Raw genomic sequence first — 23333 nt, 5'->3', positions numbered from 1 at the left:
CCAGCATTGGAGAGCACGTGACCACAACTGCCCGCCCACGCCCGGTTCGTCGCCTGCGGTGGATTCTGCCAGCCGTGCTGGTGATCGTCTGGCTCGCCGTCGGCGGGTTCGGGGGGCCGTTCGCCGGCAAATTGTCCACGGTTCAGCAGAACGACAGCACGTCGTTCCTGCCCGCATCGGCCGAGGCCACCGAGGTGTCCGCCCTGCAGAAGGGCTTCACCGACACCCGGTTCGTGCCCGCGATCGTCGTCGCCGAACGGACGTCGGGGATCACCGCCGCCGACACCGAATTCCTCTCGGGCACCGCGGCCGCCTTCGCCGGTTCGGAGGGATTCGGCGAGGAGGTGTCGCCGCCGATCCCGTCCGCCGACGGTCGGGCACTGGAGATGTTCGTGCCCGTCGACAGCACCGGGGAGGTCGGCGACAGTGTTACCGAACTCCGGGACGCGCTCGGTGCCGCACCGGACGGTCTCACCGTCCTCGTCACCGGGCCCGCCGGTCAGGTGGCGGATCTGTCGTCGGCGTTCGCGGGAATCGACGGACTGCTGCTCCTGGTGGCGGGTGTCGTCGTGATCCTCATCCTCATCGTCGTGTACCGCAGCCCGATCCTCCCGTTCGCCGTGATCACGTCCGCCGTCTTCGCGCTGGGACTGTCGAGTCTGCTCGTCTATCTGCTCGCCGACGCCGGTGTGATCGCGCTGAACGGTCAGAGCCAGGGGATCCTGTTCATCCTGGTGTTCGGCGCCGCGACCGACTACGCCCTGCTGCTCGTGTCCCGCTACCGCGAGGAACTGCGGATCGAGCAGGACAAGTACCGCGCCATGCGAACCGCCTGGCGGGCGACACTCGAACCGGTCGCCGCCTCCGCGGGCACCGTCATCGCCGGTGTGCTCTGCCTGCTGCTGTCCGATCTCAACTCCAACCGCGGACTCGGACCGGTCGCGGCCATCGGCATCGCGGCATCGTTCGTCGCGTCCATGACGTATCTCCCCGCGGTGCTCGTGCTCCTCGGCCGCGCGGCGTACTGGCCGACCAGGCCCGCCTTCGACGCGAAGCATGCCGAGAAGGACGAGGCCGCCGACCACAAGTTCTGGGCCGCGCTCGCCGCACGGATCGGCGCACATCCGCGCCGGTTCTGGGTGGCATCCAGCCTGGTGCTGGTGTGCTTCGCACTCCTGATGCCCCAGTTCGAGGCGAGTGGGGTCGCGGAGTCCGAGACGTTCCTTCTCGACGTCGATTCCGTTGCGGGCCAGCAGATCCTCGGCGACCACTTCGACGCCGGCTCCGGTTCGCCGGCGGTGATCATCGCGAACGAGGGCGCTCTCGATGCGGTACTCGACGCAGGTCGGGTCGACGGCGTCGGCAACCTCACCGTGCTGACCGCCCCCGGCACGCAGGACGTATTGGTGGTGGACGGCCGCGTGGCGATCGAAGCGACCCTGACCGATCCGGCCGATTCGGCCGCAGCCGAGGACACCATCGTCCGCCTCCGCGACGCCGTCCACCCGATCGACGGCGCCGATGCCCTCGTCGGCGGCACCACCGCCACGGACCTCGACACCAAGACGACGTCGACGCGGGACCGCACCCTGATCATCCCCGTCGTGATCCTCGTGGTGTTCGCGATTCTGTGCCTGCTGCTGCGGTCACTGCTCGCGCCGCTGCTGCTGATGGGGACGGTCGTGCTGTCCTTCGCCGCGACACTGGGTATCTCGTCCCTCGTCTTCGAGCACGTCTTCGGATTCCCGGGCGCCGACCCCGTCGTCCCGCTGTTCGCGTTCGTGTTCCTCGTCGCCCTCGGAATCGACTACAACATCTTCCTCATGACCCGCGTCCGGGAAGAAGCCCGGCGCATCGGCACCCGGCGCGGAGCGCTGCGCGGCCTGACCGTCACCGGCGGCGTGATCACGTCGGCGGGAGTGGTTCTGGCGGCAACCTTCTCGGCGCTCGCCGTCATTCCGCTGATCTTCCTCGCTCAGATCGCCTTCATCGTGGCGTTCGGTGTGCTCCTCGACGCGCTCCTCGTGCGGTCGCTCCTGGTGCCCGCCCTCACCGTCGACATCGGGCAGAAGATCTGGTGGCCGAGCACACTCGCATCGGCGCCGGAGCCGGACGAGACCGTCCAGAGGCATGCCGAACGCGTCCGCCTGGGGTCATAGTGGAACGTGATGTGAACACGACGAAAGGAAGATCGTGGACCATAGCGCGCTGTTGACCGACGCCTTCGATCGCATTCAGGAGACCGTGCATTCGACGCTGGCCGATCTGCCCGCCGGCGCCCTCACGTTCCGGGTGGACGCGAACGCGAACACCATCGCCTGGCTGATCTGGCATCTCACGCGGGTGCAGGACGATCACGTCGCCGGAGTCGCGGGCACCGAGCAGGTGTGGACGTCCGGAGGGTGGGTGGAGCGCTTCGGCCTCCCGTTCCGGGTCGCCGACATCGGGTACGGGCAGTCTTCGGACGAGGTGGCTAGGGTGCGCACCGGGGCCGAACTGCTGCGGGAGTACCACGACGCCGTGCACGATCGCACCGTCGATTACGTCCAGACGATCGGCACGGACGACCTCGACCGGATCGTCGACGAGAATTGGGATCCGCCGGTCACTCTCGGGGTCCGCTTGGTCAGCGTCGTCTCCGACGATCTTCAGCACGCCGGGCAGGCGGCGTACGTGCGCGGCATCTACGAGCGCCGCTGAGTTGCGGCACCCTCGTTGGCCAAGAGCCAGGCCTCCACTCGCAGCCGGGAGCGGCGGCCGACACGGTCCCGGATTGCCGGACTCACCCGCGCCGCACCGTGCATCGTCCCGTTCCCGGCGAGTGCCAGCGGAACGAACCAGGCAGGCACGACCGGCAGTCCGAGTTCCTGCATGCCCCTCTTGCCGGAGAACATCCGCTGGATGCTGAGCAGACGCTGGCGGTTGAGCCTGCGTCGCAGGGCCTCCGCGTGCGGGTAGTGGAACGTGGCCCACGACTTCTGCAGTGAGTCGGCCAGCACCCGGGAGTTGTCGTCGGGGCCGGGAGCGAACATCCCGATCTGGCACATGGTGCGGCGTCCGGTGTTCTCGTCGTCGACCAGCCAGTGGTCGTCGATGCCCATCAGCCAGCCGATGTACCGCCACAGGTGCATCACGTCCGCGCCCTCGTCGGCGGAGACCCACACCCCCAGCGAGCGGAGGCCGACGAGGAACGTCGTCGAGAAGAGCGCGAGCGTCCCCGCCTGATCCGACTGGTTGATCGGCATGCCCCAGTCGGAGACATCCCAGTCCTCGTCCTGCAGCAGCGTCAGATTGACGAAAGCGTGCATCAACCGGACGTGGACCGACAGTTGCCAGCCGCGGCGGTCACGCTCCAGGCCACCGGGGACGACGCACTCGTACCACCACCGCACCGTCTCGGCGACCCGCTGACCCGCGCCGTCCCCGACGAGCCTGCCGGTGGCCACGAGTTGGCGGGAGGTGGCGGCGCTGCGGTAGCCGTTCATCAGCGAACCGGTCGCGAGGAGGTCGAGTCCGGTCATCCCGCTGCGCAGGCAGACGGCGGCCCCGCGGTCGAGGCGACGGTCGTCGACCCACGACGGCCGGTGGTCCACCGCGTCGAAGAAGGCAATCAGCGGCGGCGCGGGGTCGGGCACGCTGCCGATGCCGTCGGAGAGTGCCCGGGAGAACTGGGCCATCGTCACGGTCTTGTCGACGAGCACCGCCCGCGCCAGCGCGGCACCGATCTCGTCCTGACTGACGACCGCCCGGGCGTGGAGTTCGCGCTCCGCCGCGGTGGGTGTCGGATCGCCGTGCACGAACCGCGACAGCGTCCGCATCGAGCGGCGACCCCACTCCGAGTCCATGTCGAAGCGTCGCGGCGGCGTGAAATCGGAGAAGCCGGCGGCGGATTCCCGAGGCTGGGTTTCTGTCATTTTCGAGGTACTCGATTCGGTCGTCGAGAGGGGCGTCGTGGTGCCGCAGCCCCGCTCGAGTTGCTGTGAGTTACAGTTCACTCCACCGGATCGGACGGGTACAAGTCGCATTGTGGGACAGATCGGGAAGGCTGCGCGAATGGGCACTGGCCAGCGGAAAGACCCCTCCCAGCAGCGTTCGCAGGCGACGGTCGCACGCATCCTGTCGGCAACTGGTCAGGTTTTGCGGGCGAAGGGGTACACCGGTTGCAGCACGAATGCGATCGCGGACGCGGCGGGCATCTCGAAAGGATCGGTGTATCAGTACTTCGCGAACAAGGACGAGATCATCGAGGTCCTGATGGACCGGATCATGGAGGAAACCACGGCCGCGTTCGGGGCGCAGCTCGAGCAGTCGGTCGCGGAGGGCACATTCTTGGCGGACGCCGCCCTGCAGTCCCAGTTCCTCGCCGTCCTGGACGAGTACCGCGACATCCTCGGTTCGCTGCTCAACGATGCCCCGCACCTGGCCCTGGCGGCTCACCGTTCGGTTCGCATCGAGGAACGGTGCCGCGACCTGTTGCGTACGTATGTGACGTTGAATCCGTCCGTGATCGGTCCCGGTGTCGACCTCGACGCGCTGCTCCTGGTGCTCACCGTCAGCTACCGCGAGGTCGGCCTCGAGTACCTCCGCCGGGACCTGCGCGACCGGCGAAACCAGCTGGCCACGGCCCTCTACGACATGACGATGGGCGGCCTCGCCGGGACCTCGACACGCGGGGTGTAACGCGGAGGGGGCTTCGGGAGAAATACTTGTTGAGCCCATGGTGCTGTCGGACCCCGACCCGGCAGCACCAGGGGCCTTCTCTTTTCCACCGGGCCGCTCCTACCGACGCCGACGGGTCGGAGATCCCGGCACCTCCAGCGACACGACCCGCGCGAGTGCGCGCAGATCGCTCTCGATCCTTCGGAACAGCTGGTACACGGCGATGAAGGCGAAGATGCCGCCCAGGCACAGCGCGCGGACCGTCGCGTTCACGGCATCGCCGGTGCTCCCGCCGACGAAGCTGAGCCCGGCGACCCCGATCAGCGGGACGGCCGCGGCGACGGCGAGGTACCGCGGCATGCCCCGGCCGAGGGCCCGGATGTTGCGGCCGTCGCTTCCGCGCAACTCGCCGTGCGACAGCAGGATCGGGCAGAGGCACCGCACCGCGTAGAAGGTGAGGATGAAGAACGGGTAGGCGAGGGCGACCGCCCCGCACACGGCGAGGGACGCGAGGAGTTGCGTGTACGCGCGCAACGGGATGCCGCCGGCCGTGAGTTCCAGGGCGATCGGGTAGGCGACCCCGGCGACGACCCACAGCCCGAAGCTGACCACCACCGCCCGATTCCCGAGCCCGAGCGTCGTGGCCCGTGCCTTCTCCAGCACCTCGGAACTGTAGGTTCGGCCGTTGCGGAGACCACGCGGCACCGTCAGCGACAGCCGACACCAGTAGACGATGAGAACCGCGCCCAGCGGAAACGCGATCCCACCGATCACCAGGTGCACGAATTCGAGATCCTGCTGCGCCTCGGCGGGCAGCGTCGCGATGATGAGGACCTTGTTGTAGTAGTAGTTGTATCCCGCAGCCAGCAGATTCGGGATGCCGACCGCGGCGAGCACGATCGGCAGCGCCCACCGCCACATCGTCGACCGGACGCTGCCCGGGGCCGGGTCGACCAGGTCGCGGGCGTGCGGGTCGAGGCAGAGCGCGAACTGACGCGTCAGCTTCCGGCCACTCGACCACCGGTCGTCCCGATCGGGCGCGAGGGACTTCACCAGGATCCGCCGCATCGCGGCCGGACAGTCGTCGGGGAGCGCGGACCGCTCCGGATCGACGCCCCGGCGCCGTGACTCGAGAAGTACCTGCGGCGACGTGGTCCCGTCGTCGTCCGGGAACGGCCGCGCCCCGGTCAGCAGTTCCCACAACATGACCCCCAGCGCGAAGATGTCGCTGCGGGTGTCGAGGTCGGAGGCCGTCCGGCGGGTGTCCGGGTCGATCACCTCCAACTGTTCGGGCGACATGTAGGCGACAGAGCCGCCGATGAATCCGCCGGCGCCGCGATTCTCGACGCTGTCGCTCGAACTGACGTTGAAATCGGCCAGCTTCGGGATGCCCTCGAGGCCCAGCAGCACGTTCGCCGGTTTGATGTCGCGGTGCAGGACGCCGTGCGCCCGCGCGTAGTCGAGTGCGTCGGCGAGCCGCAGACCGATCCAGGCGACGGTCTCCGGCCACGACAGCGCGGCGATCTCGTCCCGCACACTCGAGTACTCGGGCCGGATCTCGCCCCGCGCCTCGAGGACGCGGTCGACCGAATCGAGCAGCAACTGTCCGGAGCGTTGCTCGGGTGGGGTCTTGCGGACCAGCCGCACCACGTCGAGGAGTGTGCCACCGGGGACGTACTCCATGAACAGCACCCGCAGGCGGCGATCCTCCAGCACCCGCTGGTCGTAGACACGGACGATGTACGGGTGGTCGAGCTGCGCGAGGGTCTGCGGTTCGTTGCCGATGTTCCGGGAAATCTTCAGCGCCACCCACCGCTGCATCGACCGCTGCCGGGCCAGGAACACCCGCGCGAACGCGCCGTGGCCCAGTTCCATCATCAGATCGAAATCGTCGAGGCGCCCGCCGACGTCGAAGTCGTCGTCCGGGCCGAGTGCCGCGCTCGCCGAGCGCCGGTCCATGCGCCGGTCGTCCTCGAGCAGGGTCTCGAACCGGTCCGCCTGCTGCGGGTACTCGGCGAGATACTCCTCGGGATCGACGTCGGCGCCGCTCCGACTGCGGACCCGGTACTCCAGGTAGACGAGTTCCGGCGGCAACGGTTCGGCCAGCAACTCCGGGAATTCGAGGCAGTACTCCGGGATGCGTTTCGGGCAGCCCGAACGCAGCCACCGATACTCGAGGTCCACCTTGATCAACTCGATCAGCGCCGCCCGCCGGATCGCGGCGGTGTCGGGCAGGTACTCGGTGAGCTCCGCCGGCGAACCCGACGACTCCCAATCCGCGACGAGGCGTTCGACGCCACTGTCGACGACGAACACCGGCTCGGCGCCCGACGTCGTCGACGGCGGCAGCTGGGTTTCCTCGCCCAGTTCGGTGGGCGGCCCAGTCGCGACCGTCGAATCACTCGGCGGGCGCTCGGTCATGGCGGTTCGATTCCGGGGGTGCAGAGTCCAGGTTGTGCAGGGCGTGCACTTGCCAGGGTATTCCCGACGGTGCGTCGAGGGGTGCGGAAAGGCGGTGCCGTCACGCGCTTCGCAGCGACATCTCCGACGGTTCCGGTGCCGGCGGGTACGTCACCACCGAGGTCAGGATCGGCCGATGGCGGGTGCGCCGGGTGACCATCCGGATCGCCGAGGCGAGGACCGGGACGTACACGAGCACGTAGATGTTCTGCAGCCCGAACGCGACCGGCCACGACGGCGGGAACAGGAACAGTCCGACGACGGCGAAGTCCGGGCTCCACCAGTACGGCCACGCCACCGTCGACGCGAACAGTGCGGCGAACGCGAACCACCACCGTCCGGTGTCCGAGACCGCGCGGTGCATCAGGTAGACCATCAGCGGCACCAGCCACACCCAGTGATGGCTCCACGAAAACGGCGACACCACGGCGGCGGTGAGCCCGCCGAGCACCACCGACAGCAACCGCTCGCCGCGTTCATACAGGCGCACCGACACGACGAGGCCGACGACGGCGACGGCTCCCGCGAGGATCAGCCACAGCCACGGCGGCGCCTGTCCGTCCGTGAGCCGGGTCAGTGTTCCCCGCAACGATTGATTGGACGGGTGCGCGTCGTCGGCGATGCGGGTGGAGTCGAAGAACGTGCTGGTCCAGTACCGGTGGGAGTTGTCCGGCACGATCACCCAGGCGAGCGCCACCGTGCCCGCGAAGACGGACGTCGCGGCCGCGGCCGCCCGCCACTGGCGCAGGGCGAGGAGCTGGACGACGAAGAAGCCGGGGGTCAGTTTGACGGCCGCGCCCAGCCCGATCCCCACCCCGCGCAGCACGCTGCGCTCCGGTCGGGAGAAGTCCCAGAGCACCCACAGCATCAGCACCAGATTGATCTGGCCGTAGAACAGCGTCGTCCGCACCGGTTCGACGAACGTGCAGGTCACCGTTGTCAGCGCGATGACCGGCAGCAGGTAAGGGGTGATCCGGTATCCGAGGATGCGCCAGCACAGGAGGATGCAGCCTGCCAGCACACCCAGGTTGAACGCCATCCACAGGTTGTCGACGTACGCGCCGGGTATGCGTTCGAGCGGCACGAACGCGATCGCCGAGAACGGCGTGTAGGTGTAGAGCAACCCCAGCGCGACGGGTCCGCTGTACAGAGGCAGGCCGTGCAGAACCCGCCAGCCGCCGTCGCGGTAGACGTGCAGATCGGCGCCGCCGGCGAACAGCCCGATCTTCGGCGTCCACGGGTCGACGGTGCCGAGCACCGCGACGACGGCCAACGTCGCGCACACCGCGAGCGCCACCACGATCGCCGGGCGGCGAGGAAAGACGCGTGATTCCATCTGCGCCCCCTCGGTGTGCGGACGTGTCCCGACGTCGTTCGACGCTAACGGCGCCCGCGAGATGCCCAGGGCGGCGACAGGCGGGTCGTCCGGATTCGTTACCGATCCGTACCGGCGCCGAGATGCCGCGGGCACCGGCGCCGGCCGGGGCCTACGCCGCGGACACCGTGTCGCGCAGGGCCCGGTACGCATACTCGGCTCGGTCGCCGACCGCCCACCCGGTGTGAGCGAGGACCGGGGCCTCCACGGAGAAGACGGTGCCGGCGGGAAGGGCACCGACCAAGTCGCGCAACGGGAGTTCGCCCTCGCCGGGCAGCAGCCGGTCGGTGCGCGCCTCGGTGATCAGTCCGGCGTGATCGGTCGGCGCCTCTTTCGGGGCGTCGCACAGCTGGGCGTACGACAGCCAGCGGTCGGGAACAGCCCGGACCTCGTCGGCCGTGCTGCCGGTCCGAGCCAGGTGCAGTGCGTCGACGACCAGCACCGCGGCGGGACTGGCAGCGTGCGTCAGCACGGCGGTGGCGTCATCGAGGGTCCGGATCCGGCTGAAGGCCATGAACTCCAGCGCCAGCGACACCCCTCGTTGTTCCGCCTCACGGCACAGGTGTGCGAAGGTATCGGCTTGCCGGGTGGGCTCCGGGTCGTTGCCGTTCACCAGCACATAGCTCGCACGCAGTGCGTGCGCTGCATCGAGGACCCGCAGGGCGACCTCCACGTCGTCGGTGCCGGTGATCCGCAGGACCTCGACGTCCAGGATCTCGATGCCCAGGTCGTCGGCACGGCGGCGCGTCTCCCGGACCATCGGGCCGTTGTCGAGCATGGGCCATTGAGTGTCGGTGGCGGCCGCTCTCGCCCGGATTCCCACACAGTCGAAGCCGGCGTCGGCGGCCGCGGCCACCAGATCCGGTGGTGAGGCGTCGACGGCAGTGAGCGGCGAGAGGGACAGCAGTGGTCTGTCGGTCATGGCCGGATCACGTCCCCTTCTGCCGGGGCCAGCACGGCCGCGAGGTGTTCGATCGCGAACTTGTACCCGGTGATCCCGGCACCGGCGATGACGGCACTCGCGATCGGCGAGACGAAGGAGCGATGACGGAACTCCTCGCGGGCGTGAATGTTGCTGATGTGCACCTCGACGACCGGGATCTCCGGGACCACCAGCGCGTCGCGAAGGGCCACGGACGTGTGGGTCCACGCGCCGGGGTTGATCACGATCGCGTGTGCGGATCCCCGGGCCTGATGGATGCGGTCGATCACCGCGCCTTCGTGATTCGACTGGAAGAACGTCAATTCGACGTTCAGGGGTTCGGCGGTCCGCTCGCACAGTGTGCGGACGTCGTCGAGGGTGTGGTGACCGTAGTGTTCGGGCTGCCTCGTGCCGAGCATGTTGAGGTTCGGTCCGTTGACGACCAGGAAGGTCGGTGAATGCATCGTGTCGTCCTCGCCTGACGGAGTGAAAAATGTTGCGGTGCAGTTACTGCAGTCCGGCGAGGGCGCCCGAGGTGAGTGCGACGGGTTGCCCGGTCCGGGAGGACTCGTAGATGGCGAGGACGATCTCGAGCGCGCGACGTGCGTCGCGTCCGGAGACCGCGGGCGCGCGGTCGTCGACGATGGCGTGGACGAAGTCCTCGATCTGCATCTGATGGAACGGCGCGAGACCGACATGGATCTGCGAGAGCGGCGGATCCGATTCGATGTCCGTCGAGTGCATCTGCAGGTACTCCTCCTCGCCCTCGACGGTCCAGATGTCGTTGACCGCCGGCATTCCCTCGGGAAATTCCGTCAGGCTCACGGTGCGCCCGTTGCGTCCACCGACCACGATCTGGGTACCGAGACCGGGTGTGAAAGTCGTGCCGGCGGTGATGGTGGCGAGTCCGCCCGACGAGAACTTCACGGTGGCCGCGACCGTGTCCTCCACCTCGATGTAGTCGCCGTGCACCAGGGTGTCGATATGACCACTCACCTCGACGGCGTCGCCCATGAACCACTGCAGCAGGTCGATGTAATGAATGGCCTGAGTCATCAGCACCCCGCCACCGTCGGTGTCCCAGCGGCCGCGCCACGGGTCGGAGGTGTAGTACTCGCGGTCGCGGCCGAGGCGTACGGTGCAGGTGGCGACGACGGGTTCGCCGCCGAGCGCGCCGGCATCGATGGCGGCGCGGATGCGCTGAGCGGCAGGCCAGAATCGGCGCTGGAACAGCACACCGAACTTCACCCCCGCGGCGGCCGTCGCCTCGACCATGCGGTCGGCCTCGTCGAGCGTGATCGCGATCGGCTTCTCGCACAGCACGTGCAGTCCGTGTTCGGCGGCCGCGAGGACGATCGCTTCGTGGGTCGGGTGCGGGGTGCAGATGGTCACGGCGTCGAGACCGCTGCCGAGCAGAGCCTCGAGGTCGTCGTAGGCGTGGGCAATTCCGTGTGTGGCAGCGAAGGATTCGGCTCTGGCCTGGTCGGTGTCACTGCAGGCGACCAGTTCCACCTCGGGCATGGCGTGCAGAGCCTTGGCGTGGTTGATGGCGATCTTGCCGCACCCGACGATTCCGATTTTCAAGCGTGTGGTGGTCATGGGTTCTTCCTTGTCGTCGTAAACGTGTGAAGGATGGGTGGCGACAGTCAGGCGATGGGCTTGCCGAGCTGCGCGAGCGGTGTCTTGTACGTCTCGCGTGCGGTGGAGGCCGCCGCTGCCGAGATCAGGCACGCCACGGCCACCAGGACGGCAACGGGGATCCAGTTCGTTCGGCTGTCGCCGACGATGGTCCATGCGATGGTGGGTGCGAAACCGGCAAAGGCGAACCCGATCTGGGTTCCGAGCGCCATCCCGGAGAATCGCACCTTCGTGTTGAACATCTCCGCGTAGAACGACGGGAAGATGGCATTCGGTGCGCTGTAGCAGATCCCGGTGAAGACGATCGCGCCGGCAAAGATGAGTACCACGTTCGCGGTGGAGATCGCCCAGAAGTAGAGGAAGATCGACAGCGCGAGACCGACGACGCCGCTGATGAATACCGGCTTGCGGCCGATGCGGTCGGCGAGGACGGCCAGCGTGGGTTGCATGAACAACGCGACGACGTTGGCGACGACGGCCGCCCAGAGCATGGTCGGGCGACTGATGCCGACCTCGGCGCTGGTCGCGAATGCGAGTCCGAAGACCGCGAAGATGGTGCCGCCGACCGACTGGAACGCGCAGAGAATCACTCGCAGCACGTCGGTTGCGTGGGTGCGCAGAAGTGTCGCGACGGGAAAGCGTTCGAGTTCGCCGTTCTCGCGATTCTCGGTGAAGACCTCCGGCTCCTCCAGCTTGCGTCGCGCGATGTAGGCGGCGAAGACGACGATGGCGCTGGCGAGGAAGGGGAGTCGCCATCCCCAGCTGAGAAGCTGGTCTTCGGGCAGGGTGGCGACGGAGAGGAACACCAGCGTGGCAAGGATGAAGCCGGCCTGCGTGCCGGTGAGGGTCCAGCTGGTGAAGAAGGCCCGCCGGTGTTCCGGGGAGTGCTCGAGGGTCAGGGAATTGGCTCCGGACTGCTCGCCGGCTGCCGAGATTCCCTGACACACGCGGAGACAGACGAGGAGGATCGGCGCCCAGATTCCGATGTGCTTGTACTCGGGCAGGCAGCCGATGAGAAATGTTGCCGTGCCCATCAATCCGAGCGTGAACAGCATGATCTTCTTCCGCCCGACGCGGTCTCCGAGATGTCCCAGCAGGACCGCTCCGATGGGCCGGGCGATGTACGCGACGCCGAACGTTGCCAGCGACAACAGGGTTCCGGTGGCCGCGCTGGACGAGGGGAAGAAGACCTTGCCGAAGACCAGGGCGGCCGCGGAGGCGTAAATGTAGAACTCGTAGTACTCGAGCATGCTGCCGAGAAATGCGGCGGTGGCTGCTCGTTTGACCTTCTGCAGGTCTGTCCGGGGACCGGTGCCCGTGGCATCGATAGTCGTCGTCATTCGGTCTCTCCTCTGTGCGTGCATGACACCGCCCGACTGGCGTTCGTATGGCGAACGGAAGTTCGTCCTGCGCAGGTCCTGAATCTAGCGCACTGGATGTGACGGGCGCAATAGCTTTGTACCTCGTAGACCAAAAAGTGTCCAGTAGGTACAAAAGGCGCGACAAACCCGCTCTCAGCAGGCGCGAAGGGTGTGTGGAGGGGCTTGTGGGCCGTCAGATACAGACGTAGCGAACCGTGACGTCACCGATGACGGTGCGCAGGTGCGATCGCAGCTCGTCGGCGGCGAGATCGCGCTGGAACAGCGCGTCGAACGTGTACTGGTTGGAGATGCGGAACAGCGACACGCTGTTGATGAGCATGTGGACGTCGATGGCCTCGACGTCCCGGCGGAACACGCCGGCCTCCTGACCGCGGCGCAGCACGTCCTCGAGTACCGCCAGCACGGGCATGCCGAGTCCGGCCACCTCGTCGGACTGCCGAATGTACTTGCCTTTCATCATGTTTTCTCCGCTGACGAGGCGGACGTAGGCGCGATGCGTGTCGTGGTGGTCGAATGTCAACTCTGCGATCAACCTCAGCGCATCGACCGGTTCGGCGTGTTCGAGGTCCACCTCGTGTTCGAGTTCCCGGATGAGTTTGTAATTGCGCTCGAGGACGGCGGTGTACAGACCTTCCTTGCCGCCGAAGTAGTAATAGATCATGCGTTTGGTGGTCTGCGTCTTCTCGGCGATCTCGTTGACGCTGGCGCCGGACAGGCCCTTCTCGGCGAACTCCGCGGTCGCGACCTCGAGGATGTCGGCCTGAACGAGTGCGGGATTGCGCCGCGCTCTCGCGGGCGTGGCGCGACTGTGCGGGCGATCGCGGATCGCCTCTTCGTGTTCGTCGGGCGACGCTGTCATCGGTGGACCACGGCCCAAGCTTATCCGAGCGCCCGAAACGTTCGTGGGTCCCTCGGCGCCGGTCTTGACCGGGGCGGGGGTTGGTGCAACACTGAACTGGATGGTTCAGTATTCGGCTCTCGACGCTACGTTCGCCGCACTCGCAGACCCCACGCGACGTGGGATTCTCCGCCGGCTCGGTGACGGCGCCTGCTCGATCAGCGACCTCGCCGAACTCTTCGAGATGACCCTCACCGGCATCAAGAAGCACGTTCGACTGCTCGAGGAGGCCGGGATGGTCGTGACCGAGAAGCGTGGCCGGGTGCGGTACTGCATGCTGGGGACCAATGCCCTCGAGCGTGAGGTGGCCTGGATCCGCGACTACCAACTGTCGCTCGAAGGGCGCCTGGACCGTCTGGACGAATTCCTCAATCGAACGGAAGGCACGTCATGAGCACCTCGCAGACTCCCACGACCGCGACCGTCTCGACGCCGACGGACCGGGAGATCCACGTCGAACGCATCTTCAACGCTCCCCGCGAACGCGTGTGGGCCGCGTTCACGAGACCGGAACTGCTCGCCCAGTGGTGGGGTCGCGGAAACGAACTCGACGTCGAACGCTGGGAATTCGAACGCGGCGGGCACTGGCGCTTCGTCGAACACGCGGACGGCGAGACCCACGGTTTCGAGGGCAGATTCCGGGAGATCACCCCGGAGGAGCGCCTGGTGTACACGTTCGAGTGGGACGGCATGCCGGGCCACGTCATCGTCGAGAACAACACCTACACCGACCTCGGTGACGGACGCACCAAGCTGTCCGTCGTCAGTCAGTTCCACACCCCCGAGGAGCGCGACGGCATGCTGCAGTCCGGCATGGAGGGCGGCATGAACGAGAGCTACGCGGCACTGGATGCGGTGCTGGCGCAGACGAGCTGGTGACCGGAGTCGGTCACGGCGTGGGGGCGGAGAGGCTGCCACCGATCGAATGACGGTGGTGGACTTCTCCTCTCAGTCTCGTCGTGGTGGGGGCGCCGTCCCCGGTGCCGGCCTCCATCTTGGCGAGGATCCGTACCGCCGCCTCCTGCCCCATCTCGGCCAGGGGCGGCGCGTAGGACGTGATTCCGGGCGGAAACACCTCGTACCATTCGGGGTTTCCGTGCGCGGCGACGGACAGGTGGCCGGGCACCGACAGGCCGAGATCGGAGCAGGCGTGCAGGACGCCCAGCGCGATCCGGCTACTGGCGGCGATGACGACGCCCGGCAGGTCGCCGGCGATCGCGTGCATCGCGTTCCGCCCCCATTCGGAGGTGAAGTCGCCCTCGAGAATGCGGAAGCGGTGGCCGGCGGTTCCCTTGGGCGCCTCCGGTATTCCCGCACGGTCGACGGCGTTGCGGAACCCGCGCATGCGGTCGGCGGTGGTGCTGTGATCGGCCCCGCCGATGACGAGTGCGAGATCGGTGTGTCCCGCCTGCAGGGCCAGGTCGGTGATCGCTTCGATGCCGAATTCGTCGTCGCTGACGACTGCATCGGTCTGTAGCGGGACCGAGTGACGGTTGAGTTGCACGATCGGCACGCCGGCCGGCAGTGCGCGCCGAGCGTCGACGGGGACGTGGATGATTCCGTCGACGCGGTGATCGAGCAGGGAGCGCAGTCCGCGTTCCTCGGATTCGGGATCGTTGCCGCTCGCGCTGACGACGAGCTGGAATCCGGCCTCGAACAGGACGGACTGCAGCACGGCGGCGCTGTCGGTGTAGAACTCGTTCGAGATGTCGGGGAGCAGCAATCCGACGACGCGCGTCTTGTTCTCGCGCAGTGCCTGGGCGACCTTGTTGGGCCGGTAGCCCAATGCGTCGGCCGCCTCGAGGATTCTCTTGCGCGTATCGGGATCCACGTAGCCACGCCCGCTCATCGCGCGTGAGGCGGTACCCACCCCCACCTTGGCCAGCGCGGCGACGTCCTGAAGTTTGGGCACAAACCCACCATACCCAACATATTCGCAGGTAAAGCCGTCGAGGGCGGAGCCGACGGCGGGTGAACTCACCTCTCTTGACAGAACGAGTGGCTTGCCCCACAGTGGTGTGGAACCGATTCCACATGGCGTGAGTCACAGTCGCGGATGTGGGTGATCCACTACGTCAGGCGAAAGGCCCTTCGTGTCCATTCAGGCAAAAAACCCGTTCTCCCTCCTCACCCACCTGGCAGGAGACGAGGCGCAACTCGACATCTTTTCCGCCGACAGCTGCATCGAGAGCTGGCTGGCCACCGAGCGGGCCCTTGCCATCGCGCAGGGTGAGCACGGGGTGATCTCGGCGGACGACGCCGCGGCGATCGCCGCAGCCGCCCGGATCGACACCATCGACCGCGACGCCCTGTGGGAGACGTCCAAGAACGTCGGCTACCCGATCCTCGGGCTGGTGCGGCAGATCTCCGCGGCGCTGCCGGACGGGCCGAACGGCCGAGTCCACTACGGTGCGACCACGCAGGACATCATGGACACCGGGCTCGCGCTGCAGCTCGCGCGGTCGCTGGCCGCGCTCGACTGGCAGCTCGGTGAACTCGGCGATGCGCTCGCGGTCCAGGTCGAAGCCCACGCCGGCACCGTGATGCCCGGCCGCACCCACGCCCAGCAGGCGGTGCCGACCACGTTCGGCGCCACCCTCGCGACGCTGCTGGGTCAGTTCACCCGCCACCGCGAACGGCTCCAGCAGGCGGTGCCGCGGATCGCCGTGGTCTCCCTGTTCGGGGCGGGCGGCACGTCCGCGGCGCTCGGAGCGAAATCCGCGGACGTCCGGACCCGCGTCGCCGATCTGCTCGGCCTGCAGGACGCCGACATCCCGTGGCACGTCGACCGCGACGGTGTCGCCGAATACGGCTGGCTCTGCGCCACTGTCGCGGCGACGTGCGCCAAGCTCGCCCGCAACATCGTCGACCTCTCCCGCACCGAGATCGGCGAGGTCTTCGAGCCCTACAACAGCCACCGCGGTGCGTCGTCGACGATGCCGCAGAAGGTCAACCCGATCTCGTCGGAGGCCATCATCGGACTGTCCCAGACCGCCGGGGCGCTGCTGTCGTCGCTGAGCCGCATCCAGGAGGCCGGCCACGAACGCAGCGCCGGCGAGTGGCAGATCGAATGGCAGGTGATCCCGCAACTCGGGGTCCTGGCCGGCAGTGCCCTGTCCGAGGCGCTGGTCATCGTCACGGGCATGCGGGTCGACGCCGGCAGGATGCGCGCGAACCTCGACCTCGACGGCGGGCTGGTCATGGCCGAGGCGCAGATGATCCAACTCGCCGAAGCCCTGGGCCGCGAACGCGCCCACGACCTGCTCTACACCGCCGCGACCCGCGCCCGGACCACGCATCGCGTGCTCGCCGACACCCTGCGCGAGGTCGCGGCGGAGGCCGGCGTCGCCGAACTGCTGCCCGCGCAACTCGTCACCGCCGACGATTACCTCGGTGAGGCGAAGGACATCGCCGCGAGCGCCGTCCGCGGATGGCACAGCGGTGCCGTCGTCGACGAAGCCCTGCCCTCCATTCCTCAGCTGGCAAGGATCTGACATGAGCACTCTCGCCCCCGCGACGGAGCAGCCACCGAAACTCGTTGGAGAGGAACGCTTCGACTACATCCGCGGACGTCTCGGACTGATCGCCGCGCTGCCCCTGCTCATCGGCATCCTGGTGCTGCCGATCGACATGCCGAATTCCCAGCAGGCCATGCTCGCGGTCCTGACCGTCGTGGTCCTGCTGTGGATCACCGAACCCGTCCCCATCCCGGTGACCGCGCTGATCGGCATCGCCCTACTCGTGGTTCTCGGCGTCGGCACACCCCAGGAGGTGTACGGGTCGTTCGGCTCCGCGACGGTGTTCCTGGTGATCGGCGCATTCATCCTGGCTCGCGCGATGACGGTGCACGGGCTGGACCGACGCTTCGCGCTCAAGGTGCTCTCGTTCCCGGGAATCGGCAACAGCACATACCGCACCGCAGCCGCTTTCGGTGTCGTCGCCTGCATCCTCTCGATGTTCGTGTCGTCGTCCGCCACCGCCGCGATGCTGCTTCCCATCGGCATCGGCGTGGTCAAGACGATCGGCGATCTCATTCAGGAACAGAACCCGGGCATCAGGACCAACCGCACCAAGTTCTCCTGCCTGCTCATGCTGTCCATCGCCTACGGCGCGAGCATCGGTTCGGTCCTCACGCCGATCACCGGCATCGCCAACGTCATCGGCCGCGGCACCATCGAGCGGATGACCGGCTACCAGGTCGAACTGTTCGACTGGATCTCGATGTCCGCGCCGTACCTCCTGGTGATGGGTGCGGTCATGTGGGTCGCGCTGATCCTCGTCAACCGACCCGAGGTGAAGCACATCCGCGGCGGCCAGGACTACTTCCGCGCCCACTACGCGGACCTCGGCCCGATGAACCGCGGCGAACGCAACGTCCTGGTGATCTTCCTCGTCACCGTCGTCCTCTGGGTGTTGCCCTCCCTCGTCACCACCTTCGGCGTCACGAGCCCGATCGTCACCGCCTTCACCGATCACCTCAACGAGGGATCCGTCGTCGTCCTCACCGCCGGTCTGCTGTTCTTCCTGCCCCGCGGGAACGGGAGCGGCGAATCCACCCTCACCTGGTCGGAGGCCGCCAAGATCGACTGGGGCACAGTTCTCCTCGTCGGCGCCGGCCTGACGATCGGCACCATGATGAACGCCACCGGACTCGCCGAAACCCTCGGCACCGCCATCGCCCGGGCCACGGGTGTGCAGAGTTCCTGGGTCCTCGCCCTGATCGCCATCGTTATGGGGCTGGTCATCTCCGAGACCACCAGCAACACGGCCAGCGTCGGCATCGTCGTCCCGATCATCATCCCGATCGCCCTCGCCATCGGCGTCGACCCGATCATCCCGGCCATGGCCGGCGTGTTCGGCGCGAATGCCGGCGCCATGCTCCCGGTCTCGACGCCACCGAACGCCATCGTCTACGGATCGGGCTACGTGCCGATGATCAAGATGATCAGCACCGGCATCTTCATCGACATCATCTGCATCCCACTGATCTTCGGCGCCGTCGTCGGGATCGGATCCCTCCTCGCGCTCCACGTGTGAGCGGGCCGACCGTGCCGCGAATCAGTCGACGAGCACGCAGCGCGCTCCGCTGAAAATGGTGGGCATGCATTTGTTGCAGTGGATGCACAACGATTCGGTGCGAGGCTCGGACCGGATACGGTTCACCAGGTCGGGTTCGCGCAGCAACGCGCGGGCCATGGCGACGAATTCGAAGCCCTCGGCCATGGCGGTGTCCATCCCCGCCCGGTCGGTGACTCCGCCGAGCAGGACGAGCGGCAACGCCACCGCCGCACGGATCTGGCGGGCGTGCTCGAGCATGAACAGGTCGCGGTACGGGTAGGCGTGGAGCATCGACTTGCCGACCAGGTGCACGCCGAGGCGGACGGGCTGCGGCATGGCGGCGGCGAACTCCCGCACCGGCGCCTCACCCTTGAACAGGTACATGGGATTGAGAAGCGAACTGCCCATGGTGAGTTCGAGGGCGTCGACGCTGCCGTCGTGCTCCAGCAGTCGGGCGACCTGGATGGCCTCGTCGAGCCAGAACCCGCCGGGGACGCCGTCGTCCATGTTCAACTTGGCGAGGATCGCGATCCGGCCGCCGACGGCGTCGCGCACGGTGCGGGCGACGTCCCGCACCACCCGGGCCCGGTTCTCGAGCGATCCACCGTAGGAATCGTTGCGCCGGTTCAGCTTCGGGCTGAGGAAGGAACTGGCGAAGTAGTTGTGGCCGAAGTGGATCTCGACGGCGTCGAAGCCGGACTCCACGGCGAGCCGTGCCGCGGTGCCGTGGGCGGCGGTGATCCGGGTGATGTCGGCGGTGGTGGCGCCGCGGATCATCCGCATGCTCAGCGGATTGAACGACCGCGACGGTGCGAGCGCGGGCAGTCCGGTGGACTTCTCGTTCGCGACGGGTCCGGCGTGCCCGAGTTGGGCGGATGCGGCCGCACCCTCGGCGTGGATGGCGTCGGTGAGTCGGCGCAGCCCGGGCACGGCGTCCGGGCGCATCCACAACTGCCCGCGCTCGGTGCGGCCCTCCGGTGCCACGGCGCAGTAGGCCACCGTCGACATCCCGACCCCGCCCGCGGCGGGGCGGCGGTGGAATTCGATCAATTCGTCGGTGACCAGGGCGTCGGGGGTGCGGCCCTCGAACGTGGCCGACTTGATGATGCGGTTGCGTATCGTGATGGGGCCCAGCGTGGCTGGAGCGAAAACGTCTGGAGGTGTGGTCATTCCCGGCCCTTCGTCGCGTGCAGCCGACGGTAGGCCGCGGGGACGTTCGGCGACCGGGAGGTGTCCGCTGAGCGGGACACCACCGCACTCTCGCGGACGACCCCTCGACGTCCGTGAGCGTGCGGCGGTGGCCTCTCAGCCGACGGTCTCGGGCAGCTTCTCCGGCGCTTCACCGCCGGTGGTGTCGCGTTGCCTGCGCCCGAGCACCCAGCAGGCGAGCGTGATCGCACACGTGAACGTGAGCGTCGCGAACAGCTGGTTGCGTGCCGCGTCGTCGAACAATGCCAGCACCGCGACCGCGGCCAGCAGCGCGAGGGCGACATACGACAGGTACGGGAAACCCCACATCTTCAGCGGCAGATCCGTCCGGCCCGACTTCTCGGCGCGCCGCCGCAGCACGATCTGCGAGACCGTCACGAACGTCCACAACACCAGGATCGTCGAGCCGACCGCGTTGAGCAGCAGCGGGAGCACACGATCCGGTGCCAGGTAGTTGAGGACGACGGTGACGAAACCGAACGCCACCGACGCCAGCACCGCCACGCGGGGAACGCCGTTGCCCGACACCCGGCCGAACACCTTCGCGGCCGCCCCGCGCTCGGACAGCGAGTAGATCATCCGGGAACCGCTGAACAGCATGGCGTTCAGCGACGACAGCAGCGCGATGACCACGACGACGGTCATGACGGCGCCGGCGCCGGGCACGTGCGCGGCGTTCAGGACCGCGACGAACGGACCCGTCGCGAGTTCGTCTGCGGTCCACGGCAGCACCGTCACCATGATCAGGACGGAACCGATGTAGAACACCAGGATCCGCCACACGATCGACCGCACCGCGCGGCTCACGTTGCGCCGGGGCTCCGACGTCTCGGCGGCCGCGATGGCCATCACCTCGGTGCCGCCGAACGCGAAGACCACGATCAGCAGGCCGGCCGCGATGCCGGTGACTCCGGTGGGGGCGAAACCGCCGTGGCCGGCGAGGTTCGACAAACCGGGCGCGTCGAAGCTCGGAATCCAGCCGAGGATCATCGCGCAGCCGACCGCGAGGAACGCGACGATCGCCACGATCTTCAGTGCGGCGAACCAGAATTCGAACTCACCGAAGCGGGAAACGCCCGCCAGGTTCACCGCGGTCAGCACACTCATGTACGCCAGGGCCGCCACCCACTGCGGCACCGCCGGGAGGGACGCGGCGGTGATCGCCGCCGCCGCGGTCGCTTCCGCGGCGACCACGATGACGACCTGCACCCAGTAGAGCCAGCCGATGGTCCGGCCGGCGATCGGGCCCATCGCCTTCTCGGCGTGCACGGAGAACGCGCCGCTGTCCGGGTCGGCGGCCACCATCTCGCCCATCATCCGCATGACGAGGACGACGAGGAACCCGGCGATGAGGAAGGAGACGAGGACGGCGGGCCCGGCGACGGCGATGCCCGCGCCGGAGCCGACGAACAGTCCGGCACCGATCGCGCCGCCCAGACTCATCATCACCAGCTGCCGCGGTTTCATCGCCTGCTGCAGGCGCGTGGTGGAGGCCGATGGGTCGTGAACTGTGTTCATGGGGTCTCCCGTGCCGTCAGACGAGCTGATCGAGTGCGATCTCGAACGCGGTACCGGCGATTCCGGTCGGCTGCGACGAACGCGCGAAGCAGCGCTCGAGCGCCGTCGCCACGGTGACGGAGACGTCGCCGAAGATCGCCTCGTCCGACACCTCGATGTCGCCCTCCATCAGCAGCGCGAACGCCCGGGCCATGCCGCAGTTGGCAATGAAGTCGGGGACGACGGCGACGCTCTTGTCGGCGTATTCGTAGGTGGGGCCGTAGAAGATCTCGTCGTCCGCGAACGGCACGTTGGCGCCGCTCGCCACCACCTCGAGACCGCCCGCGATCAACCGGTCCACCTGCTCGCGGGTCACGAGACGGGATGCGGCGCAGGGGAGGAAGATCTCGGCGCCGGAACTCCAGATCGTCTCGTTGATCTCCTCGAACGGCGCCATGCCGGCCGCGCGCAGTTCGTTGCCCTGCTTGGCCAGGAACAGCGCGCGGATCTGCTCGAAGTCGTAGCCGTCGGTGTTGTTGAGTCCACCGTTGCGGTCGAGGATGCCGACGATCCGGGCACCGGACTGCGCCAAGTAGTACGCGGCGGCGGCGCCGACGTTGCCCCAGCCCTGCATGATCACTCGCTTGCCGGCCAGTTCGCCGCCGTAGACCCGGTAGTAGTGCCGCACCGATTCGGCGACACCCCACCCGGTGATCAGATCCGACACCGTGTACTTCGCCTGCGGATCGGGTGTGAACCGCGCATCCTCGACGACCTTCGCGACACCCAGGCGCAGCTGTCCGACCCGCTGCACCCGCTCCCGATCGGTGGCCGCGAAGTGCCCGTTGACGACGCCTTCCTGCGGATGCCACAGCCCGTAGCTCTCGGTGATCGGCACGACCTCGGCCATCTCGTCGACGTTCAGGTCGCCGCCGGTGCCGTAGTACGACTTCAGCAGCGGGGTCACGGCCTTGAACCAGCGGCGCAGCACGTCGTCCTTGCGCGGGTCGGTCGGGTCGAAGTCGATGCCCGACTTCGCGCCGCCGATGGCCGGACCCGACACGGTGAACTTGACCTCCATGGTCTTGGCGAGCGACTCCACCTCGCGCCGATCGAGACCGCGGCGCATCCGGGTGCCGCCGCCGGCAGCACCGCCGCGCAGGGAGTTGATCACCGTCCATCCGCGGGCGGAGGTCTCCGTGTCGTGCCACTCGAAGACGATCTCGGGGGCCTTCTCTTCGAATCGGGTGAGCAGATTCTTCATGGCTTCTCTCGGTTTCTGGACGGCCGGGGGTCGGGGCGATCCGGCCGGTGTTCCCGGCCGTGCCCGCGCTGTTACGGCGATCACTGTGGTGGGCACCACTCGTGCGCCGCAACCGGCTGTGCAGCAGATAGCCACGGTGAACATCACCGAGAAAGAAGTTCGTCGATTTTCTATTCAGTTTGTGCAGCAGAAGCGGTGATCGCGTTGCTAATCCGCGTCAACGGGCGCGGTGCGGTAGGCCGGTGCCTTCGCCGGACGCGGTCGGTCGAGCGTCCGCAGGAGTGGCATCGACCGGTACGGGACGATCACCGACAGCACCATCACGCTGGTGGACCGGGCGACGACGCTCGACTTGTTCAGATCGATCAGCGTCTGCTGCAGCCCGAGATGGGAGCCGGCTGCGATGCGGCACAGGATGTCGCCGGAACCGGTGGTCGCGAAGGCCTCGAGCACCCCGGGAATCGATTCGAGTTCCGATGTCACGGAGTCGAGTGCGCCCTGCGCCGTCTCCAGTGTGACGAACGCCTGCACGTCGAATCCCGCGGCGGCGATGTCGAGGCGCGGCTCGTACCCGGCGATCACGCCCGACTCCTCCAGTTTGCGCACCCGCGCCTGAACGGTGGCCCGCGCGACCTTGATCCGGCGCGACAGTTCCAGCACGCCGGCCTTCGGGTCGTCGTGCATGGCGTCGAGGAGGGCGAAGTCGAGCTCGTCCAACTGCACTGCGTCCTTCATGGCCAGACCTCTCCGAAAGGATTCAACTAGTCCGACTGTATAAGAAAACCGTCCTCGAGGCGCCCGAAGGTGGCACCGAGGCTAGCTTCTGCTGGCTCGGTTGCCTATGTGGCCGGTCTGGGTTTTCGTAGTGACCCACACAACAGGCCAAGCCCTCCGTCCCCGAAACAGGAAGACAGCGATGACGATCGAGCAGACTCTCACCGACAAGGAACGCCTGGCAGGTCTCGACCTCG

General features: G+C 67.7%; 21 protein-coding genes. 8 read left to right on the top strand and 13 right to left on the bottom strand.

The window, feature by feature from the left end:
* The first annotated feature begins 17 nt into the window (after positions 1-17).
* Entirely contained in the window at positions 18-2159 is a 2142-nt protein-coding gene (locus tag P3H15_RS15080) for an MMPL family transporter (protein WP_276137981.1), read from the top strand.
* Positions 2160-2193: 34 nt separating this feature from the next.
* Complete coding sequence (locus P3H15_RS15075; RefSeq protein ID WP_276137980.1) at positions 2194-2700, top strand: DUF664 domain-containing protein; 507 nt, start codon at positions 2194-2196, stop codon at positions 2698-2700.
* Here the strand turns inward: P3H15_RS15075 and P3H15_RS15070 are convergent.
* On the bottom strand, positions 2685-3914 hold the full coding sequence (locus tag P3H15_RS15070) for an oxygenase MpaB family protein (RefSeq protein WP_276137979.1): 1230 nt from the start codon (positions 3912-3914) through the stop codon (positions 2685-2687). The two genes, P3H15_RS15075 and P3H15_RS15070, sit on opposite strands and share 16 nt — an antisense overlap.
* Positions 3915-4053: 139 nt before the next feature.
* On the opposite strand from P3H15_RS15070, the gene P3H15_RS15065 reads away from it, so the two are divergent.
* On the top strand, positions 4054-4680 hold the full coding sequence (locus P3H15_RS15065; protein ID WP_276137978.1) for a TetR/AcrR family transcriptional regulator: 627 nt from the start codon (positions 4054-4056) through the stop codon (positions 4678-4680).
* 99 nt (positions 4681-4779) lie between these two features.
* On the opposite strand, the gene P3H15_RS15060 is transcribed toward P3H15_RS15065, so the two are convergent.
* From P3H15_RS15060 to P3H15_RS15030, 7 genes are all read right to left on the bottom strand, one after another.
* Positions 4780-7080 carry a serine/threonine-protein kinase gene (locus P3H15_RS15060; protein ID WP_276137977.1) on the bottom strand — a complete coding sequence of 767 codons (2301 nt, stop codon included), beginning with the start codon at positions 7078-7080 and terminating at the stop codon, positions 4780-4782.
* 100 nt (positions 7081-7180) lie between these two features.
* Positions 7181-8455, bottom strand: coding sequence for a glycosyltransferase 87 family protein (locus tag P3H15_RS15055; protein WP_276137976.1), 1275 nt, complete (start codon positions 8453-8455; stop codon positions 7181-7183).
* 151 nt (positions 8456-8606) lie between these two features.
* Positions 8607-9416 carry a sugar phosphate isomerase/epimerase gene (locus P3H15_RS15050; RefSeq protein WP_276137975.1) on the bottom strand — a complete coding sequence of 270 codons (810 nt, stop codon included), beginning with the start codon at positions 9414-9416 and terminating at the stop codon, positions 8607-8609.
* A complete protein-coding gene (aroQ, locus tag P3H15_RS15045; protein ID WP_276137974.1) occupies positions 9413-9880 on the bottom strand; it encodes a type II 3-dehydroquinate dehydratase in 468 nt (155 codons plus the stop codon). The genes P3H15_RS15050 and aroQ overlap by 4 nt, the downstream gene beginning before the upstream one ends.
* A 43-nt stretch (positions 9881-9923) precedes the next feature.
* A complete protein-coding gene (locus tag P3H15_RS15040) occupies positions 9924-11015 on the bottom strand; it encodes a Gfo/Idh/MocA family protein (RefSeq protein WP_276137973.1) in 1092 nt (363 codons plus the stop codon).
* A gap of 47 nt (positions 11016-11062) precedes the next feature.
* Positions 11063-12394: an MFS transporter gene (locus tag P3H15_RS15035; protein WP_276137972.1), complete on the bottom strand. Its 1332-nt coding sequence runs from the start codon at positions 12392-12394 to the stop codon at positions 11063-11065.
* A gap of 214 nt (positions 12395-12608) precedes the next feature.
* Positions 12609-13295: a TetR/AcrR family transcriptional regulator gene (locus tag P3H15_RS15030; RefSeq protein ID WP_276137971.1), complete on the bottom strand. Its 687-nt coding sequence runs from the start codon at positions 13293-13295 to the stop codon at positions 12609-12611.
* A gap of 100 nt (positions 13296-13395) precedes the next feature.
* Here P3H15_RS15030 and P3H15_RS15025 point away from each other — a divergent pair, with 100 nt between their 5' ends.
* A complete protein-coding gene (locus tag P3H15_RS15025; protein WP_072944441.1) occupies positions 13396-13728 on the top strand; it encodes a helix-turn-helix transcriptional regulator in 333 nt (110 codons plus the stop codon).
* Positions 13725-14213, top strand: coding sequence for an SRPBCC family protein (locus P3H15_RS15020; protein WP_276137970.1), 489 nt, complete (start codon positions 13725-13727; stop codon positions 14211-14213). The genes P3H15_RS15025 and P3H15_RS15020 overlap by 4 nt, the downstream gene beginning before the upstream one ends.
* A gap of 10 nt (positions 14214-14223) precedes the next feature.
* On the opposite strand, the gene P3H15_RS15015 is transcribed toward P3H15_RS15020, so the two are convergent.
* Positions 14224-15246 (bottom strand): LacI family DNA-binding transcriptional regulator, encoded by a 1023-nt coding sequence (locus tag P3H15_RS15015; protein ID WP_276137969.1) that lies wholly within the window; start codon positions 15244-15246, stop codon positions 14224-14226.
* A gap of 181 nt (positions 15247-15427) precedes the next feature.
* Here P3H15_RS15015 and P3H15_RS15010 point away from each other — a divergent pair, with 181 nt between their 5' ends.
* Both P3H15_RS15010 and P3H15_RS15005 read left to right on the top strand, forming a co-directional pair.
* Entirely contained in the window at positions 15428-16828 is a 1401-nt protein-coding gene (locus P3H15_RS15010) for an adenylosuccinate lyase family protein (RefSeq protein WP_276137968.1), read from the top strand.
* Position 16829: 1 nt separating this feature from the next.
* Positions 16830-18371, top strand: coding sequence for a DASS family sodium-coupled anion symporter (locus tag P3H15_RS15005; protein WP_276137967.1), 1542 nt, complete (start codon positions 16830-16832; stop codon positions 18369-18371).
* 21 nt (positions 18372-18392) lie between these two features.
* Here P3H15_RS15005 and P3H15_RS15000 read toward each other — a convergent pair whose 3' ends face one another.
* From P3H15_RS15000 to P3H15_RS14990, 3 genes are all read right to left on the bottom strand, one after another.
* Positions 18393-19562, bottom strand: coding sequence for an NADH:flavin oxidoreductase (locus P3H15_RS15000; protein WP_276137966.1), 1170 nt, complete (start codon positions 19560-19562; stop codon positions 18393-18395).
* A gap of 135 nt (positions 19563-19697) precedes the next feature.
* Positions 19698-21119, bottom strand: coding sequence for an amino acid permease (locus P3H15_RS14995; protein WP_276137965.1), 1422 nt, complete (start codon positions 21117-21119; stop codon positions 19698-19700).
* A gap of 16 nt (positions 21120-21135) precedes the next feature.
* Positions 21136-22362: a Glu/Leu/Phe/Val dehydrogenase dimerization domain-containing protein gene (locus tag P3H15_RS14990; RefSeq protein WP_276137964.1), complete on the bottom strand. Its 1227-nt coding sequence runs from the start codon at positions 22360-22362 to the stop codon at positions 21136-21138.
* Between P3H15_RS14990 and P3H15_RS14985 the strand changes: the two genes are divergently transcribed.
* Positions 22361-22561 (top strand): hypothetical protein, encoded by a 201-nt coding sequence (locus P3H15_RS14985; RefSeq protein ID WP_276137963.1) that lies wholly within the window; start codon positions 22361-22363, stop codon positions 22559-22561. The two genes, P3H15_RS14990 and P3H15_RS14985, sit on opposite strands and share 2 nt — an antisense overlap.
* Before the next feature lie 8 nt (positions 22562-22569).
* Here P3H15_RS14985 and P3H15_RS14980 read toward each other — a convergent pair whose 3' ends face one another.
* Positions 22570-23097, bottom strand: coding sequence for an Lrp/AsnC family transcriptional regulator (locus P3H15_RS14980; RefSeq protein WP_276137962.1), 528 nt, complete (start codon positions 23095-23097; stop codon positions 22570-22572).
* Positions 23098-23333 lie beyond the last annotated feature (236 nt).

Source organism: Rhodococcus sp. T2V (assembly GCF_029269925.1).
GTDB lineage: Bacteria > Actinomycetota > Actinomycetes > Mycobacteriales > Mycobacteriaceae > Rhodococcus_F > Rhodococcus_F koreensis.
The sequence above is the reverse complement of the archived record's forward strand: the minus strand, read 5'-3'. Positions and strand labels throughout refer to the sequence as shown.

Excerpts from the sequence above, each read along its gene's own strand:
- P3H15_RS14985 (WP_276137963.1), top strand. The coding sequence starts at position 22,361 with ATGGCTTCTCTCGGTTTCTGGACGGCCGGGGGTCGGGGCGATCCGGCC.
- P3H15_RS15025 (WP_072944441.1), top strand. The coding sequence starts at position 13,396 with ATGGTTCAGTATTCGGCTCTCGACGCTACGTTCGCCGCACTCGCAGAC.
- aroQ (WP_276137974.1), bottom strand. The coding sequence starts at position 9,880 with ATGCATTCACCGACCTTCCTGGTCGTCAACGGACCGAACCTCAACATG.
- P3H15_RS15035 (WP_276137972.1), bottom strand. The coding sequence starts at position 12,394 with ATGACGACGACTATCGATGCCACGGGCACCGGTCCCCGGACAGACCTG.
- P3H15_RS15065 (WP_276137978.1), top strand. The coding sequence starts at position 4,054 with ATGGGCACTGGCCAGCGGAAAGACCCCTCCCAGCAGCGTTCGCAGGCG.
- P3H15_RS15020 (WP_276137970.1), top strand. The coding sequence starts at position 13,725 with ATGAGCACCTCGCAGACTCCCACGACCGCGACCGTCTCGACGCCGACG.
- P3H15_RS15060 (WP_276137977.1), bottom strand. The coding sequence starts at position 7,080 with ATGACCGAGCGCCCGCCGAGTGATTCGACGGTCGCGACTGGGCCGCCC.
- P3H15_RS15050 (WP_276137975.1), bottom strand. The coding sequence starts at position 9,416 with ATGACCGACAGACCACTGCTGTCCCTCTCGCCGCTCACTGCCGTCGAC.
- P3H15_RS15005 (WP_276137967.1), top strand. The coding sequence starts at position 16,830 with ATGAGCACTCTCGCCCCCGCGACGGAGCAGCCACCGAAACTCGTTGGA.
- P3H15_RS14980 (WP_276137962.1), bottom strand. The coding sequence starts at position 23,097 with ATGAAGGACGCAGTGCAGTTGGACGAGCTCGACTTCGCCCTCCTCGAC.
- P3H15_RS15040 (WP_276137973.1), bottom strand. The coding sequence starts at position 11,015 with ATGACCACCACACGCTTGAAAATCGGAATCGTCGGGTGCGGCAAGATC.
- P3H15_RS14990 (WP_276137964.1), bottom strand. The coding sequence starts at position 22,362 with ATGAAGAATCTGCTCACCCGATTCGAAGAGAAGGCCCCCGAGATCGTC.
- P3H15_RS15055 (WP_276137976.1), bottom strand. The coding sequence starts at position 8,455 with ATGGAATCACGCGTCTTTCCTCGCCGCCCGGCGATCGTGGTGGCGCTC.
- P3H15_RS15000 (WP_276137966.1), bottom strand. The coding sequence starts at position 19,562 with ATGACCACACCTCCAGACGTTTTCGCTCCAGCCACGCTGGGCCCCATC.
- P3H15_RS15070 (WP_276137979.1), bottom strand. The coding sequence starts at position 3,914 with ATGACAGAAACCCAGCCTCGGGAATCCGCCGCCGGCTTCTCCGATTTC.
- P3H15_RS14995 (WP_276137965.1), bottom strand. The coding sequence starts at position 21,119 with ATGAACACAGTTCACGACCCATCGGCCTCCACCACGCGCCTGCAGCAG.
- P3H15_RS15030 (WP_276137971.1), bottom strand. The coding sequence starts at position 13,295 with ATGACAGCGTCGCCCGACGAACACGAAGAGGCGATCCGCGATCGCCCG.